The organism is Ensifer sp. LBL (genome assembly GCF_050435225.1).
Taxonomy (GTDB): Bacteria; Pseudomonadota; Alphaproteobacteria; order Rhizobiales; family Rhizobiaceae; genus Ensifer.
The window spans coordinates 616557-633134 of record NZ_JBNDJY010000004.1 but is presented as its reverse complement, the minus strand read 5'-3'; the positions used below and the strand labels follow the sequence as shown (position 1 = coordinate 633134).

Annotated in this window: 17 protein-coding genes; 9 read left to right on the top strand and 8 right to left on the bottom strand. The window is 64.5% G+C overall.

The genetic code is table 11. The features are described 5' to 3' along the window. The first annotated feature begins 45 nt into the window (after positions 1 to 45). A complete protein-coding gene (locus tag OKW20_RS18890) occupies positions 46 to 1326 on the top strand; it encodes an SDR family oxidoreductase (RefSeq protein ID WP_429174133.1) in 1281 nt (426 codons plus the stop codon). Then, complete coding sequence (locus OKW20_RS18885) at positions 1326 to 1805, top strand: DUF2269 family protein (RefSeq protein WP_429174131.1); 480 nt, start codon at positions 1326 to 1328, stop codon at positions 1803 to 1805. Before OKW20_RS18890 ends, OKW20_RS18885 begins: the two co-directional genes overlap by 1 nt. Here the strand turns inward: OKW20_RS18885 and OKW20_RS18880 are convergent. Together OKW20_RS18880 and OKW20_RS18875 are read right to left on the bottom strand one after the other, a co-directional pair. After that, positions 1797 to 2390, bottom strand: a complete 594-nt coding sequence (locus OKW20_RS18880) for a LysE family translocator (protein WP_429174129.1) — start codon at positions 2388 to 2390, stop codon at positions 1797 to 1799. The genes OKW20_RS18885 and OKW20_RS18880 overlap by 9 nt on opposite strands. Before the next feature lie 316 nt (positions 2391 to 2706). After that, positions 2707 to 3618: an MBL fold metallo-hydrolase gene (locus OKW20_RS18875; RefSeq protein ID WP_429174127.1), complete on the bottom strand. Its 912-nt coding sequence runs from the start codon at positions 3616 to 3618 to the stop codon at positions 2707 to 2709. 117 nt (positions 3619 to 3735) lie between these two features. Here OKW20_RS18875 and OKW20_RS18870 point away from each other — a divergent pair, with 117 nt between their 5' ends. Both OKW20_RS18870 and OKW20_RS18865 read left to right on the top strand, forming a co-directional pair. Continuing rightward, positions 3736 to 4644 (top strand): LysR family transcriptional regulator, encoded by a 909-nt coding sequence (locus OKW20_RS18870; RefSeq protein ID WP_429174125.1) that lies wholly within the window; start codon positions 3736 to 3738, stop codon positions 4642 to 4644. A gap of 161 nt (positions 4645 to 4805) precedes the next feature. Then, a complete protein-coding gene (locus OKW20_RS18865; RefSeq protein ID WP_429174123.1) occupies positions 4806 to 5651 on the top strand; it encodes an aldo/keto reductase in 846 nt (281 codons plus the stop codon). Positions 5652 to 5796: 145 nt separating this feature from the next. Here the strand turns inward: OKW20_RS18865 and OKW20_RS18860 are convergent, their stop codons facing one another. Continuing rightward, positions 5797 to 6753: an acyl-CoA desaturase gene (locus OKW20_RS18860; RefSeq protein WP_429174121.1), complete on the bottom strand. Its 957-nt coding sequence runs from the start codon at positions 6751 to 6753 to the stop codon at positions 5797 to 5799. A gap of 202 nt (positions 6754 to 6955) precedes the next feature. Here OKW20_RS18860 and OKW20_RS18855 point away from each other — a divergent pair, with 202 nt between their 5' ends. Both OKW20_RS18855 and OKW20_RS18850 read left to right on the top strand, forming a co-directional pair. Next, entirely contained in the window at positions 6956 to 7312 is a 357-nt protein-coding gene (locus OKW20_RS18855) for a metalloregulator ArsR/SmtB family transcription factor (protein ID WP_429113351.1), read from the top strand. Between the two features lie 71 nt (positions 7313 to 7383). Then, positions 7384 to 7635, top strand: a complete 252-nt coding sequence (locus OKW20_RS18850) for a DUF7660 family protein (protein WP_429113349.1) — start codon at positions 7384 to 7386, stop codon at positions 7633 to 7635. A 19-nt stretch (positions 7636 to 7654) separates the two neighbouring features. Here the strand turns inward: OKW20_RS18850 and OKW20_RS18845 are convergent, their stop codons facing one another. The 3 genes from OKW20_RS18845 to OKW20_RS18835 all read right to left on the bottom strand — a co-directional run bounded on the left by OKW20_RS18845 (position 7655) and on the right by OKW20_RS18835 (position 11502). Then, entirely contained in the window at positions 7655 to 8680 is a 1026-nt protein-coding gene (locus OKW20_RS18845) for an NADP-dependent oxidoreductase (RefSeq protein ID WP_429174120.1), read from the bottom strand. 448 nt (positions 8681 to 9128) lie between these two features. After that, a complete protein-coding gene (ilvN, locus tag OKW20_RS18840; RefSeq protein ID WP_034792687.1) occupies positions 9129 to 9701 on the bottom strand; it encodes an acetolactate synthase small subunit in 573 nt (190 codons plus the stop codon). 22 nt (positions 9702 to 9723) lie between these two features. Continuing rightward, on the bottom strand, positions 9724 to 11502 hold the full coding sequence (locus OKW20_RS18835) for an acetolactate synthase 3 large subunit (protein ID WP_034792684.1): 1779 nt from the start codon (positions 11500 to 11502) through the stop codon (positions 9724 to 9726). Between the two features lie 510 nt (positions 11503 to 12012). On the opposite strand from OKW20_RS18835, the gene OKW20_RS18830 reads away from it, so the two are divergent. Beyond that, on the top strand, positions 12013 to 13386 hold the full coding sequence (locus OKW20_RS18830) for an MATE family efflux transporter (protein WP_429174118.1): 1374 nt from the start codon (positions 12013 to 12015) through the stop codon (positions 13384 to 13386). A gap of 46 nt (positions 13387 to 13432) precedes the next feature. Here the strand turns inward: OKW20_RS18830 and OKW20_RS18825 are convergent, their stop codons facing one another. Next, a complete protein-coding gene (locus OKW20_RS18825; RefSeq protein WP_429174116.1) occupies positions 13433 to 13801 on the bottom strand; it encodes a hypothetical protein in 369 nt (122 codons plus the stop codon). 391 nt (positions 13802 to 14192) lie between these two features. Next, positions 14193 to 14804, bottom strand: a complete 612-nt coding sequence (locus OKW20_RS18820; protein ID WP_429174114.1) for a TetR/AcrR family transcriptional regulator — start codon at positions 14802 to 14804, stop codon at positions 14193 to 14195. 116 nt (positions 14805 to 14920) lie between these two features. Here OKW20_RS18820 and OKW20_RS18815 point away from each other — a divergent pair, with 116 nt between their 5' ends. Next, positions 14921 to 15532 (top strand): class I SAM-dependent methyltransferase, encoded by a 612-nt coding sequence (locus tag OKW20_RS18815; RefSeq protein ID WP_429174112.1) that lies wholly within the window; start codon positions 14921 to 14923, stop codon positions 15530 to 15532. A 24-nt stretch (positions 15533 to 15556) separates the two neighbouring features. Further along, the gene (locus OKW20_RS18810) at positions 15557 to 16567 is read left to right on the top strand and encodes an NAD-dependent epimerase/dehydratase family protein (protein WP_429174110.1); all 1011 of its coding nucleotides are present in this window, start codon (positions 15557 to 15559) and stop codon (positions 16565 to 16567) included. The last annotated feature ends 11 nt before the right edge of the window (positions 16568 to 16578 follow it).

Sequence of the window (16578 nt, the reverse complement as noted above, 5' to 3'; positions counted from 1 at the left end):
GATCTTTGCCCGCCCTCTTAACCGGCTGCCCTGTAAGATAACGGCATGAAGGTTCTGATTCTCGGCGCTACCGGCTTCATCGGCTCGGCCCTCCTCGATCGACTGGCAAGCGACGGACACGCGGTGACCGGGCTTGGCCGCCATGTCGCCCGCTCCCGGTTGAAGCGGCCGGAGGCCCGATGGCTTGCGGCCGATCTTGCGCGCATGCGCGACGCCAGCGACTGGAAGCCGCTCATCGAGAGCCATGACGTCATCGTCAATAGCGCGGGCGCGCTGCAGGATGGCCTTGCCGATGAAGTGGCCGCGACGCAGGAGACCGCGATGCTGGCGCTCTATGCGGCAGCCGAGGCGTCTCCCATCCGCATCGTCCAGATTTCCGCACCGCGTGGCGGTGCCGGCAGCGACAGCGCCTTCCTCGCCACCAAGTTCCGCGCCGACGAGGCGCTGGCGGCAAGCGGCGTGGCGCATGTCATCCTGCGGCCGGCGCTGGTTCTCGGCCGCAACGCCCATGGCGGCTCAGCGCTTCTGCGCGCACTCGCAGCCCTGCCCTTCGTCACGCCGCTCGTCCATGCGGATGCCCGCGTCGAGACCGTGGCCCTGAGCGACGTGGCCGAGGCCGTCAGCGCCGCCGTCGCCGGGTTGCTCCCCGATGGAAGCGACGTCGTGCTCGGCCACAAGGAACCGCCGACGCTCGCCGAACTCGTGGCGCTGCACCGGCAATGGCTAGGCCTTCCGGTGGCAAGGACCGTCAGGCTGCCGCCGGCACTTGCCGCGCCTGTCGGCCTCCTTGCAGACCTCGCCGGGCGGCTCGGCTGGCGCTCACCCCTGCGCTCGACCGCTCTGTCGGTCATGGCCGGCGGTGTTTCGGCCCAGGATGGCGCCCGCGCTGCGGTCCCGTTCCTTTCCGCGCGCCAAAGCCTTTCGGCTGCGCCATCCGGCGTACAGGACCTCTGGTTTGCCCGCCTCTATCTGTTGAAGCCGCTGGTGATCGTCGGGTTGTCGCTCTTCTGGCTGCTCTCGGGCGCGATCCCGCTGTTCGACCTCGACGCGGCCCGGCAACATTTCCTGCGGTTTGTTGACCATGGCCCGGCAACGGCACTGACGCTTGCCACCTGCTTTGCCGACATTGCACTCGGCGTCGCCGTGCTGGTGCGCCCGTGGGCAAGGCGCGCGCTCTTCGGCATGCTCGCACTGTCGGTCGCCTATCTCGCCTCTGCTACCCTCGTCGAACCCGAACTCTGGGCGGATCCGCTCGGGCCGCTCGTCAAGGTGCTGCCGTCGCTGCTTCTCACGCTGGCGACGCTGGCCATACTGGATGAACGCTGATGCCGCTCGAAGATCTGCTGCGCCTTGCCCATGTGATCGGTGCCGCGGTGCTCTTCGGCACCGGCGCTGGTATCGCCTTCTTCATGCTGATGGCCAGACGCACGCGCGATGCCCGGCTGATCGCGCACGTCGCCGGAACGGTGGTCGTCGCCGACACGGTCTTCACCGCGACAGCGGTGCTGCTCCAGCCAATCACCGGTTACCTGCTGGCGACGAGTATCGGCTGGTCGCTGACGGAAGGATGGATCGCACTGTCGCTGATCCTCTATGTCGTCACCGGCCTCTTCTGGCTGCCGGTCGTTTGGATCCAGTTGCGGCTGCGCGATCTCGCCCGGCTTGCAACGGCCAACGGTGCGCCGCTACCACCGGAGTTCGACCGGCTCTATGCCGTCTGGTTTGCCTGCGGCTTCCCCGCCTTCTTCGCCGTCATCGGCATCTTCTGGCTGATGCTGGCGAAGCCGCAGTTCACCCTATTTTAGCATCGGCCAGAGGCTGATGACGAGCAGTACCGCCATGGTGATGTTGAACCATTTCAGCCGCGACGGTTCCGAGAGCCATTGGCGCAGCGCCGAGCCGAAGCCTGCCCAGGTGGAAACGCTCGGCACGTTGACCAGCGCAAAGACGAGGCCGACGACGAGCACGCTGAAGAGGTAGCTGTCGCTGCTGGTATAGGTGGCCATCGCCGACACCGCCATGACCCAGGCCTTGGGGTTGACCCATTGGAAGGCGGCGGCCCCGATGAAGGTCATCGGCTGTGCGCTGGCCTTGCCTTCGGACAGCGAACGCGAGGTGCCGATCTTCCAGGCGATCCAGACGAGATAGGCACCGCCGGCAAATTTCAGCGCGGTATAGACGGCCGGCACGGAATGAAGCAGCGCGCCGAGGCCGAAACCGACGGCGATCAGCAGCAGGAAGAAGCCGGCGCCGATGCCCAGCATGTGCGGAATGGTGCGCACGAAACCGAAGTTCACGCCCGACGCGAACAGCATCATGTTGTTCGGGCCCGGCGTGATCGAGGTGGTGAATGCGAACAAAAACAGCGCCAGCAGCGTATCGGCCTGCATGGGTTCCCTCCCGGTACAATTGGGTCAGCATAACTGACCTAATCACCGGTGCCAGCCGCGAACTTGTCATGGTGACAATTGCTGGTGGTGCCCGATGCATCGGGCGACGGCTGTTGTTGCGGCTCGCCTGTCCGGCGCACTGCGCGACCGCCGGATATCGCCGATCATCCGGTTGCGCCCCCAATTGGCCCAGGCCCCTCAGCTCCAACGACCGGCGCTCATATCCACGTCAGGCGGACGCGGATATGAGCGGCTTCAATCAAGGGACGTTGCTGCAGCGGGCGGCCAGGCTGTCCGGCCGGGCCGAGCGCCCGTTTCAGCCCCACTTCATCTCGCCCTTGGCGACCTTGGCGCCGAGTTCGAGCGTGGAGATGCCGGGCAGATCCGGATAACGCTTGGTCATCGCCGCAATCAGCTCGCCGCTGTCCTTGGCGGCGGCGGCCGCTTCGTTGAAGGCTGCGAGATAATCGCGGGTGAAGCGGATGGCCTCGACGCCCTCCGGCCCGCCCGCGCTCTTGTGCGCCGGCACGACGACCGCGGGCTTGCGCGCTGCCATGGCGTCGAGCGCCTCGATCCATTTCTGTTTGCCCTCGACGGTCGCCTCGTCGGCCACCCAGACATGCGAACCGGAATAGACGAGCACGCCGCCGAAGATGGCGTTCAGGTCCGGTACGAAAAGGTAGCGTCGGTCCTTCATCCCCTCGATCGTGACGATCTCGATCGTGCTGCCTTCGAGCGTCAGCACGGTGCGATCGTCGGCCGTCGGCATCACCACATCGGCGAGCGCCTGCGGACCGTTGTCCTTCAGTTGCGGGCCCCAGGTCTCGAGCTTGCCCTGAACATTGGCCTTGATCGCCTCGACGGTCGCCGAAGCGGCGATGACCTTCGCGTCCGGAAAGGCTTCGACGATCGGCTTGAGGCTGAAATAGAAATCCGGGTCGTTGCAGCTGACATAGATGGTCGTCAGCCGCTTGCCCGTTGCCTTGATCGCCTCGGCCACCGCCCGGCCGTCGGAAAACGTAAAGCCGCCATCAATGAGGATCGCGTCGCTCTTGCCGGTCAGCAGCACCGGTGTGCGGTTGAAGCCGGCATCATCCGCCTGGAAATAGCGCCATTCGAGCGCCGCGGCCGCATTGGCAAGGCGACCACCGATCGGCTGGATGATGATGGCGGCGCCGGCCGCCGCCGCCGTCTTGAGTGCGGTCCGCCGGGTCAACTGGATCTGCATGGGGTCTCCTTGGGCTTTTTGTCTTGCCCGGCAGGATGACGGCACGGGCACTCTTGAAAAAGCCCGGCCGTCCGAACAGACTGTCTGACAATTTCAGACAATCGCGAAGAATATCGAATGACTGTAAACTTAAATCGCCTGTCGCATTTCGTCGCCGTGGTCGAATGCGGCTCGTTTACCGCGGCTGCGGAACGGCTGGGCCTTGCCAAGGCCGCCGTCAGCCATCAGGTCGCCCAGCTCGAAAAGGAGCTGGGCACCACCCTGCTCGTGCGCACCACCCGCCGGCTGAGCCCGACCGCCACCGGCCAGCGCTTCTACGAGCGCTGCGCGCTGATCCTGCGCGATGCCGGCGAGGCCGTCGGCGCGGTCTCGGCCGAAACTGAAATCCCGAGCGGCACGCTGACGCTGACGGCGCCGCTCGACTATGGCGCCAAGGTCGTGACCAACGCCGTCGCCGCCTATCTCGCGGCCTATCCCGACATGCGGGTGGAGCTGAGCTTCGGCGACACCGTTCTCGACATGATCGAGAAGCGCCTCGACCTCGCCATCCGCGCCGGCTGGCTGGTCGATTCCAGTGAACGGGCAAAACGCATCGGCACCTTTCAGCAGCACCTTGTCGCGGCACCCGTCTATGCCGCCAAGCTCGGCACCATCGCGCATCCCGATCAATTGATGGAGGCCGACTGGGTCGCCAATGGCGCGTTGAAGGCACCGCTCGAATGGACCTTCACGGATGCAGCGGGCGCCGCGACGGCGATCGTAGGCAAAGCGCTGGTCACCGCCGACAGCACCGATTCCGCCCATTGTTGCGCTGTTGCCGGCATCGGCCTTGCCGTGCTGCCGGACTATCAGGTGCGAACTGACATCGCCGAGGGCCGGCTGGTGCGCTTGCTTTCCGACTGGTCGCTGCCCTCGGGCGGCATCCATGTCGTCTATCCGCCCTCCCATTTCCGCCCGGCGCGCGTACGCGCCTTCGTCGAGATCCTGCAGCGCATGGAGAAGGAGCGCGGGCGGCTTTCCGGATGAAGGCTCGAAAGACCGGCAAGATGCGCTAGATTGCCCGCTACCCGCCTGTTTCCTGAAAGCGTTTCCGTTTTTAGGTATAGAAACTTGGTGCACGTCAAAGTGCTACATGACCTTGGCGCATCGTCAAGGGTGCGGGCAAATTCGGCCGCGAGGAGAACAGCATGCACGATCCGATCCCGACGACGACACTTCCCGACGGCCGCGCGATCCCGGTTCTCGGCCAGGGCACCTGGCGCATGGGCGACAGCGCCGCGCGCAAGGCCGATGAGGTGAAGAGCCTGCAACTCGGCCTTGATCTCGGCCTGACGCTGATCGACACGGCGGAAATGTACGGCAACGGTGCGTCCGAGCGCGTGGTCGGCGAAGCGGTGCGCGGGCGTCGCGACGAAGCCTTCATCGTCAGCAAGGTGCTGCCGTCCAATGCCAGCCGCATCGGCACCGAGGCGGCCTGCGAACGCAGCCTGAAACATCTCGGTGTCGACCACATCGATCTCTACCTCCTGCACTGGCGCGGCGGCTATCCGCTGGCGGAAACGGTTGCCGCCTTCGAGGCGCTGAAGAGGTCAGGCAAGATCGGCGCCTGGGGCGTCTCGAACTTCGACGTCGACGACATGGAGGAACTGCTCGGCGTACCGGATGGAAAGAACGTTGCCGTCAACCAGGTGCTCTACAACCTCTCCCGCCGCGGCATCGAGTTCGACCTTTTGCCCTGGTGCCAGAGCAAAAGCATCGCCATCATGGCCTATTCGCCGCTCGACGAGGGACGGCTGTTGCGCCACCCCGATCTCATTCACATCGCCAAGGCGCATCAGGCGACGCCATCCCAGATCGCCCTTGCCTTCCTCAAGACCCGCCCCGGCGTGATCTCGATCCCCAAGACCGGCTCGGCCGACCGCGTCCGCGAAAACCGCGACGCGATGGACATCCACCTGACCGCCGAAGACCTCGCGGCTCTCGACAACGCCTTCCCGCCACCGAAGCGCAAGCGGTCTCTGGAGATGATCTGAGGGCTCTGCCCGCGGACAAGGCCGCCCGCCCACAAGGAAGCCTATCCGGCCTACCGGCCGGCGGGGAGAAGGAGATTCGCTGCACTCGCACGTTCCATCGAACACCGTTGACGGCCGCCCCATGCCTGGAAGGCTGGCGCATATCTCAGCGGCAACCTCGTACCCTCTCCCCGCCTGCGGGGAGAGGGTTAGGGGCACTGTCCGTTCTGGCGCCGTGAACGGTCTCCGGCGCGACGCGCACGAGGCCGGCGCGGCGTTGCGTATTGGACGGCAGCTTGATCGTCGAGGCCAGGCCAAGGCGTGCAAGCAGGCGGATGAACCACCAGCCGAGATCAACCTGTCCGGGCTCGATGCCGAGCCGGGCGGATTCGGGAAAGGCATGGTGGTTGCCGTGATAGCTTTCGCCGAAGGTCACCAGGCCGAAACGCGGCAGGTTGTAGCCCTGCACCGCGACGCCATCGACGCGCCAGCCCTGCTCGCCATCGCGATGGGCGAAATGACCGACCAGCCAATGCCCGGTCAGCGACACCGAGACACGCACCGCCACGCCCCAGACCACCCAGGAAATGCCGCCAAAGACGAACAGTAACAGCGCCAGCGGCGCCTGCTGCAGCATCCAGGTCGCCTCAAGGAAGCGATAGAACCGATCCTGCGCGACGCGATCTTCGATGACGAAGCGCGGCGGATGATCGAGCGCCAGCACGCAGTGCATCTGCCAGAAGGCGTCCTGAAAGAACGGCCGGCGATGGGCGAAGAGATCGTGGCAGGCCGGCTGGCGCTGCGCCCAGTCGCGGATGTCATGGGCGTAGATCATGCCGAACGGCCCGGCCATGCCGACGAGCACCCCGAGATAGACGAGGATGTGCTCGAGCCAGAGAGGCGCCTCGAACGAACGATGGATCAGAAGCCGGTGCATGCCGACCGAATGGCCGACGCAGATCGTCAGGGCCGTGAGAGCGACGAAGACCGCAAGTGCCTCCAAGGAAAACGTCACTGGTGCGCCGACGAGCGCCACGACCGTCATGCCGCTGATCCACAGCGACTTGCTCGCAGCCCAGACAGCCTTACCGTTCACCGGATCGCTGCCGGTTTGCGCGATCATTCGCCCTGTCGATTGGACATCCATGACACCCCCGTAGCGACATCGTCATCCGATGCCAGGCAACACTGAAGGCTCCGGTTGAAAACTACCGGCGCAGAAGGTAATTAGGAAATAAGCTAAATATACATGTACGCGCCAAATGATAATTAGGCAATAAACTAATTATCTAGCGGCAAATGCCAGCACTGTGGAGGAGGCGACCGTGGAAGACGACAGGGCCCAGAACGCGCTCGAAGGCGACGCAGGCGGATCGGTCCAGCGTGTCTTCAACGCGCTGTCGTCGCTGCATCGACGCAAGATCCTGGCCTATCTTTCAGCATCGAGCCTGACGGCTGGCGAAATCGCCGAACGCTTCAACATGAGGAAGCCTTCTATCTCACAGCATCTGAGTGTGCTGGAAAATGCCGGCCTGATTGCCAAGGAGAAGCGCGGCCAGTTCGTTCACTACACGCTGGTGACAAACAATCTGGTCAACACGCTGAATGGTTTTGCCCAGGAGGTCTGCCCCGTCAGCCGTCCGCTCAAGCGGGAGAGCGAGGCCAAGGCGAAGAAAGACTGAAAGCAAGAGCTCAGCCTGGCGAAACGCTTGCGCATCAAACGCGGACGGCGCGACGCACGAAGGGAAAGATCTTGACCCTCGATGACATCGACAAAATCACCACCAAGGACGTTTTCGCGTGTTTCGTGGAAAAACTGCGGGATCACCTGCAGCAATCTCCCGAAGAATGGGAAAACGTAACTCTTGAGAGCTTTCTCGAAGCGATGGAGGCCTGGGTCCGCGACATCGACGGGTACATCGCCAACTCCGGTGACAAGGATGCTGTCAATCCAAGCTGGAGGACCTTTGCCAAAGTCCTCCAGGCGGCAAGTATCTACGAGTAGCGCGGAAAAGCGATGATCGTTATCCGCCCACAATCTCCACCACCACCTTGCCCTTGGCGCGGCCGGATTCCAGATAGGCGAAGGCTACGGCGACATCGTTCAGGGTAAACACGCGGTCGATCACCGGCCTGACCGTCCCGGCGTCGATGAGGCCGGCGAGCTCGGTCAGCTCGGGTCCGCTCGGATGCATGAAGAGGTAGCGGTAGGCAACGCCGTGCTTTCGGGCGACGGCGCGGATCTTGTAGGACGCCAGCCAGAACAGCACCCTCAGGAACAGGCCGCGGCCGAGATCCTTTCGTGCGGTTTCCGGCTCGGGCATGCCGGCGATGGACACCACCTTGCCGCCGCGCTTGACGACGCCGAAGGATTTTAGAAGCGTCTCGCCGCCGAGCAGGTCGAAAGCGCCGTCCATGTCGCGCAGGCGCTCTTCGAAGCGCTCCTTCGTGTAGTCGATCACCACGTCGGCGCCGAGGTCCTCGACCAGCGCACGGCCGCGCGGCGATGCGGTGGTCGTGACCTCCGCGCCCAGCCATTTCGCCAGCTGAATGGCGAAGGTGCCGACGCCGCCGGCGCCACCAGAGATGAAAATCCGGCTGCCTCGCCCCACGTGAAGTTCGTCGCGCAGCGCCTGCAGGGCCGTGAGGCCGGCAAGGGGCACGCCGGCGGCCGTGTTGAAATCGATCGATGCGGGCATCTTCGCCAGAAACCGTTCGGGTACGACGGCATATTCGGCGAGAGCGCCCATGGCGCCCTTGGGCATGCGCGCAAAGACCCGGTCGCCCGGCGCAAACGACGTGACGCCCTCTCCCAGTTCCTCGACGACACCTGAGAGTTCGTTGCCCATGACCACAGGCAAGGAGTAGCGCTGGACGACCTTCAGCATCCCGTCCCGTGTCTTGTAATCGACGGGATTGAGGCCGGCGGCATGCACTCGGACAAGCACCTCGCCGCTCGCTGCGCGTGGGCGCCGCACGTCGCGCAACTCCGCGGCATCGGAACCACGATATCTCGTCAGGACCAAAGCCTTCATCTTGGTAGAATGCATCGGGCACCTGCGATCGTGAGAAATTGTCTTCGGGATTACTCGGCGAGAAATGCAGTGCGAAGTCAACCACGCGCGTGACGTCTGGCGGTTTCGCTCGCAAGCGCGTGCACCGATCATCCGGCCTGCCGAGAGGTTTCGGCTGCAACTGCGGCGGCCTCTCATCCGGCTTGCCGGCCACCTTCTCTCCGCAAGCGGGGAGAAGGAAACGCGCAGCGGGCGCCCGGTCCCCTTGAACGGCGAGCGCTTAGCATCTTCGGCAGAGGCGTGCCTCTGATGGACGGTCGTCATGAAGGAGGAAAAGAAGGCTCGCCCGGTGCGAGCGCCCCCTCTCCCCGCCTGCGGGGAGAGGGCTGGGGTGAGGGGCAGTCTCCGCACAAAGCGCGAGGGCCAATCCCGCTCGGAAAATCTCGCGCGCAAGAATGCACGCGAGCCCCTCACCTCGGCAAAATCACATGCCCTGCGGGCCGCGGTTCATCGCAGCGATGCCGGTGCGGCAGACTTCGATGAGGCCGAGCGGCTTCATGATGGCGATGAACTGTTCGATCTTCGACGGCTTGCCGGTGATCTCGAAGACGAAGTGATCGATGTTGGCGTCGATGACGGAGGCGCGGAAGGCGTCGGCGAGACGCAGCGCCTCGACCCGATGATCGCCAGATCCGTGCACCTTGACGAGCGCCAGTTCGCGCTCGATCGGCCGGTCGTGGCCTAGGCTGGCGGCGCGCACGGTCAGGTCGACGACGCGGTGGACCGGAACCAGCCGTTCCAGCTGGTTCTTGATCTGGTCGAGCACGTGCGGCGTACCGCGCGTCACAATGGTGATGCGCGACAGGTGCGCCTCGTGTTCCGTTTCCGAAACCGTGAGGCTCTCAATGTTGTAGCCGCGGCCGGAGAACAGGCCGATGACGCGGGCAAGGACGCCCGGCTCGTTGTCGACGAGGACCGAAAGCGTGTGGGTTTCGGCGACTTCGGTCTCCTTGGCGATGAAGTAGGCGGAGCCGGTCGGTTGAAGGTGTGCGTTCATGTGCGTGGTTCCTCTACCTGTCTCAGACCAGCTGACGGCCCTTGGCGTCGATCGCGTTGGCGACCGCTTCGTCCGTGGCTTCGTCGGGCAACAGCATCTCGTTATGGGCCTTGCCCGAGGGGATCATCGGGAAGCAGTTGGCGAGATTGGCGACGCGGCAGTCGAAGATGACCGGCGCCGGCGTGTCGATCATCTTGCGGATCGCAGCGTCGAGTTCGCTCGGCTTGTCGCAACGGATGCCGACGCCACCATAGGCTTCCGCCAGCTTGACGAAGTCAGGCATGGCTTCCGTGTAGGAGTGCGACAGGCGGTTGCCGTGCAGCAGCTGCTGCCACTGGCGCACCATGCCCATGTACTGGTTGTTGAGGATGAAGATCTTGACCGGCAGGCCGTACTGCACCGCGCAGGACATTTCCTGGATGCACATCTGGATCGAGGCATCGCCGGCGATGTCGACGACGAGGCTGTTCGGATGCGCGACCTGCACGCCGATCGCCGCCGGGAAACCGTAACCCATCGTGCCGAGGCCGCCCGAGGTCATCCAGCGGTTCGGCTGCTCGAAGCCGAAGAACTGGGCTGCCCACATCTGATGCTGGCCGACTTCGGTGGTGATGTAGGTGTCGCGGTCCTTGCTCAGCTCATAGAGCCGCTGGATCGCATATTGCGGCATGATGACGTCGTCGTTCGGCGCATAGGCGAGCGAGTTGCGGGCGCGCCACTTGGTGATCATCTCCCACCAGTCCGAGAGACGTGCCTTGTCGGTCGACTTGGAAGCGGCACGCCACAGGCGAACCATGTCTTCGAGAACGGTGCCGACATCGCCGAGGATCGGGACGTCGACGCGGACGTTCTTGTTGATCGACGACGGGTCGATGTCGATGTGGATCTTCTTGGAGTTCGGCGAGAAGGCGTTGAGGCGGCCGGTGATGCGGTCGTCGAAGCGCGCGCCAATGCAGATCATGACGTCGCAGTCATGCATCGCCATGTTGGCCTCGTAGGTGCCGTGCATGCCGAGCATGCCGAGCCAGGCCTTGCCGGAGGCCGGATAGGCGCCGAGGCCCATCAGCGTCGAGGTGATCGGGAAGCCGGTCAGCTCGACCAGTTCGCGCAGCAGGTGCGAGGCTTCCGGTCCCGAATTGATGACGCCGCCGCCGGAATAGATGATCGGCTGGCGCGCATTGCGCATCAGTTCGACCGCTTCCTCGATCTTCTTCAGATCGCCCTGCTTCTTCGGCTGGTAGCTCTTCTGGGTCGGAACGGCCGATGGCGGCGTGTAGGTGCCGGTCGCAAACTGAACGTCCTTCGGGATATCGACGACAACAGGACCCGGACGGCCGGACTGGGCGACGCGGAACGCCTCATGGATGATGCGGGCGAGATCGTTGACGTCGCGAACCAGCCAGTTGTGCTTGGTGCACGGGCGGGTGATGCCGATGGTGTCGCATTCCTGGAAGGCGTCCGAACCGATCAGCGACGTCGGAACCTGGCCGGAGATGCAGACGAGCGGGATCGAATCCATCAGCGCGTCCTGCAGCGGGGTGACCGCGTTCGTCGCGCCCGGACCTGACGTGACCAGCATGACGCCGACCTTGCCGGTCGAGCGGGCATAACCTTCGGCCATGTGGCCGGCGCCCTGCTCGTGGCGAACGAGGATGTGCTGGATATCGTCCTGCTGGTGGATTTCGTCGTAGATCGGAAGCACGGCGCCACCGGGATAGCCGAAGATATGCTCGACGCCGTTGTCCTTCAGGGCCTGGAGAACGATCTCCGCGCCTGTCATCTGGTTTTCTGTACCGCTCATTGACTTGCTTCCGTCCCTTTTCCCAGTTGGGTGCTTAGCTTGTTTGAAGGCATAAAAAAAGGCCCCGTCAGGAGCCTCGTTCAGCGCATGGGTGGCTACCGCCGGATGGTTACACCATCCTGCCCATGCGCCGTCCCACCACAAGAATAACCGCAAAATTTTTCATGGGCCGAGTTGATAACCACAAATGCCTAAGGCGTCAACGGCTTTTAGTTACGCGATCTGGCTTTGCCGCGGAACAATGTTGCGCGCACCGACGCGTCTGACCGCGTGGCCGGCCCGAGAAAGCGGCACGTCTGCGGACGGGCGAAGACCATCAGGTGCCGACTTGACGGCGGTGCGGCTTGGCGCTACCTCCCTTTCCGGGCTTCAGATCCCCGCCGCTCGCAGGCTTCCGGTCTCGGTGAAATCTGACTTCTGACGATATCCTCTCGCCCCGAACGCATTTCGTGTGGCAGGCAATGCGAGCCCCTCCTCTTCCCAATCGAAATGCGAGAACAGGAGCGCGGGATGTCCAAGGACACCTCCAAGCCGAATGCCTATTTGACCGCGCCGCTCGGTACGATCTTCTTGAAGACGGCGCTGCCGATCATCTTCGTCATGAGCATGAACGGACTGTTGACGGTGGTCGATGCCATCATGCTCGGGATCTATGTCGGCGCCGAAGCCGTCGGCGCCGTGACCACGGTATTTCCGATCTTCATTCTCATCGTGGCGCTGGCCACGCTCGTCGTCAGCGGCATGGCGAGCCTGCTTGCCCGCCATCTCGGCGCCAGCCGCTTTGCTGAAGCCCGCGGAGTCTTCGCCGGCGCCCACATGCTGGCGCTGACGATCGCTGTTGCACTGATCGCGCTGTTCGTAGTCTTTGGCGACCGCCTGGTGCTGACGCTCACCAATGGCCCGGGTCCGCTCGCCGGCATGGCCGAAAGCTATATCGCCATCCTGATCTTCTGCGCGCCCGTGCAGTTCCTGCTGGCGGTGCAATCGGATGCACTTCGCTGCGAGGGGCGTGCCGGGCTGATGGCCGGCCTCAGCCTGCTGGTCTCGATCGCGAACCTCGTCCTCAACTATGTGCTGATCGCGCTCATGGACATGGGCGTAACAGGCTCCGCCACCGCCACGGTACTGGCGCAGGTCCTGGGGCTTGCGCTGATTGCCCTCTTCCGGCTGTCCGGACGCACGGAGCTGCGGCTCTCCGCCCTCCTCCGGCACAATCCACTGACGGGATGGAGCCGGATGGTTGCGCTGGGCAGCCCGCAGAGCCTCGGCTTCATCGGCATGGCGCTGGTGTCGGTGACGATCATGGCAGCGTTGCAGAAGACGGCGGCCGATAACTACGACACCACGGTCGCCGCCTACGGCATCATAACCCGCACCATGACCTTCGCGCTGCTGCCGCTCTTGGGTCTGAGCCAGGCGATGCAGGCGATCGTCGGCAACAATGTCGGCGCAGGCCTTGCGGACCGAGCAGAAAGGATGCTGCGGCTCGGGCTCCTTGTGGCGCTGGCCTACTGCCTCGCCATAGAAGTGCTGCTCGTCGGCTTTGCCCGGCCGATCGGCGCGACCTTCGTCGACAACGGTGCTGTCATCGCCGACGTCGCGCGGATCATGCCGGTGATGGTCGCGATGTATGTCTTCTCCGGGCCGCTGATCATGCTTGGCAGCTACTTCCAGGCGATCGGCGATGCCGGCCGGGCGGCGATCCTGGGGCTTGCCAAGCCCTACCTCTTCACTATGCCGCTGGTCGCACTCTACGCGGCGAGCTTCGGCGAACCCGGCATCTGGTTCGCGACGCCGACCGCAGAGGCGCTGCTGCTTGCGGTCGCGCTACTGGTTCTGTGGCGGGCCTCGCGGCAGCGAGCCGCAACGGCGCCGTCAGGCTGATCTGCGCACGACGCGCCGGCTCTCCGGCGCGTCGTGGCCCCTGTCGCTAGAACCGCGAGAACCCGACAAGCGGCGGCATGATGGAGCCGCGGCCATCCCTAATGAACGGCGCCAGTCCCGCGACCACCTCTTCGCTCGGATTGCCATAGACCTCGAACCGCTCCACCGTGCAATGGGCGGAGACGTCGTTGATGTGTGCATCCGACATCTCCCAATGGCGAAGCACGTCCTCGGAATTGCGGTAGAGCTGGATGCTCACCGCCTGCATTCCTTTCTCGTCGATGAAGGTCTGCACCATCAGCTGCGGCGCATGCGCTTCGACGAAGGCGATCGCGCTGCGCACAGCCTCGCAGAACGGTTCGAGATGGCCGGGCGTAATCCTCATCAGGTTTCGGAAAAGCAGTTGCTCGGTCATGCGTCCTCCCTGTCGCGCATTGTTGGCTCCCCGGGCCGGATTCAGGCCGGGGACGGCGCTCGGGTGAACGCCGATGGAGAGGTTTGTAGGAGCTCAAGCATGGTTGAGGTCAAGCGCCGAATACCAGAGCAATATTAGAGGTCGGCCGCGTGCGCATGCACCCGGCATTAACACTTGCCGTGGCAAATTAGCTTGGCTGCATGATGCAGCTTAAAAACAAAGGCAATGAGATGCTTGACCTTTCCTTTCTCACTCCCCTCCTCCTCAGTTTCGGCGCGATCTACCTGTTCTTTCGCTGGGTCGTGTTCGATATGAACGCCCCGAAATAGAACCGCCCAACGGCTGCCTCCGCGCACGCCTGCGATCCCCTTGGGGAGCGCGGAGGCGTCCCCTATTCGTCGACAAGGCGCGCGACCAGATCGCCAAGCACGCGCTCGAGTGCGGCGTCGCGATCCTTGCTCAGCGCGTCGAGTCCCACCACCTGGCGCATGATCTGGACGCCGGCGACCAGCGACATCAACAGCGCCGCACGCTCGGCCGCGTCGGGGCCTGAAAGGGCTTCGGTCACGTTCTTCTGGTGATGGCTTTCCACCACCGCACGCGCGATCTCCACCGCCCGCTCGTTGGAGATCGAGCGCAGCATGATCAAGAAGCCGTCGAGCGCGGTCGCCTCCGGTTCCGTCACCTTGAGCAGCGCCTTGCTGATGCGCGCCGCCCGATCCGGTGCCGAAAGCGTCTCTGGCGTCGCGATGATCGGCCGCCTGTTGGCGGTCGAAAGCACTTCGGCAAAGAGCCCCTCCTTCGACCCGAAATAGCGGTTGATCAGCATCGCCGTCACCCCGGCCCCTTCGGCGATTTCGCGCACGCCGGCGCCCTCATAGCCTGACGCGATGAAGGCGGCCCGTGCGGATTCCAAAATGGCGGCGCGCGTGGCGGCCGCGTCGCGGCGGCGCCCGTCCTTTTCCGCAGACGGCTTTTCGGCAGACGGCTTTTTGGCGGACATGGCTTCCCCTTAGTATACACATGTAGACATTCGCATGAATCGGAAGTATACGGATGTAGACATGCTGCCGCAACGCACCGTGCCGCAGAGCCTTCATTTCATCCACGGAGCCCCACGTGACAAGCATTTGCGCCTATAGCGACAGTCTCAATTTCTTCCGCTCCTGGCTGTCAGATCCCTTGCGTGTCGCCTCCGTCACGCCCTCTTCCCGGTCGCTTGCCCGGCTGATCACACGCGAGATCGACCCTCGCCATGGCCCGGTGCTCGAACTTGGCCCTGGCACCGGCGTCTTTACCCGCGCGCTGATCGCGCGCGGCGTACGCGAGCAGGACCTAGTCCTCGTCGAAAGCGGCCCGGACTTCGCCGCCGTGCTCAAGGGCCGTTTCCCGGCCTCCACCATACTTGCGATCGATGCGGCGCGGCTCGCCGAAGGCCGGCCCGAGATTTCGGCCGGCATCGGCGCTGCCGTCAGCGGCCTGCCGCTGCTTTCCATGCCCACCCGCAAGGTTATCGCAATCCTCTCCGGTATCTTCCTGCACATGCGGACGGGGGGCCATCTCTACCAGTTCACCTACGGTCCGCGCTGCCCGATCCCGCGGCCGCTGCTCGACCGGCTCGGCCTTCGCGCCCGGCACGTCGGCGGCACCATCAGAAACTTCCCGCCCGCCTCCGTCTACCGGATCAGCCGGCGCCAACCCTTCGCAGCCATGCGCAGGACCGGCGACTGACGCAACGAAAGAAGATGAAAACCGATGAATGAATGTGTTCTCGTCACCGGCGGCACCGGCTTCGTCGCCCGCTGGTGCATCGTCTCCCTGCTCGAGCGCGGCTACCACGTTCGCGCGACCTTGCGCGATATGGCAAAGGCCGAGGCCGTCAGGCGCTCCATCGCCGCCGTCAGCGACGCCACCGACCGCCTGTCCTTCACGAAAGCCGATCTGACCAGCGATGACGGCTGGGCCGAGGCGATGGCGGGCTGCACCTATGTGCTGCACGTCGCCTCGCCGCTCAGCGGCGTTTCCGGCAGCGGTCGCGCGGCCTATGTTACGCCGGCGCGCGAAGGCACGCTGCGGGTGCTTTCCGCCGCCGTCGATGCCGGCATCCGGCGTGTGGTGATGACTTCGGCAGCAGCCACCACCCGGCCGCCGCTGGATTCGGGCCTAACCAGCGACGAGACGCGCTGGGCCGACCCCGACGACCCGCAATTCGACAACTACCGCGTCTCCAAGATCCTTGCCGAACGCGCCGCCTGGAAGTTCATGGCCGGCAAGGCAACGGAATTCGCCACGGTGCTGCCCGGCGCCGTCTTCGGCCCGGTGCTTTCGAGTGAAAACCTCGGCTCGGTGAAGATCATCGGCGACCTCGTCGTCGGCCGGCCGCGGTTCCTGCCGCGCCTCGGCTTCTGGGTGGTGGACGTGCGCGATCTCGCCGATCTGCACGTGACCGCCATGACCGCGCCGGAGGCTGCAGGCGAACGCTTCCTCGCTGCCGGCGACTTCCAGTGGATGGAGGATATCGCCGCCACGCTACGATCGGGCCTCGGCGCCAATGGCCGCAAGGTGCCGACAAGACGGCTGCCGACCGCGCTCGTGCGACTGCTGGCCCCGCTCAGCACCGAGCTGAAGCCGCTGGCGCCGTTGCTCGGTCGCAAGTTTGCGCTGTCCTCCGACAAGGCCCGGCGCGTGCTTGGCTTTGCACCGAGGCCGGTGAGCGCCACCCTCCTCGACTGCGCCCGCAGCCTGATCGCGGCCGGCGGGCGCTGATTTCAGCCTGC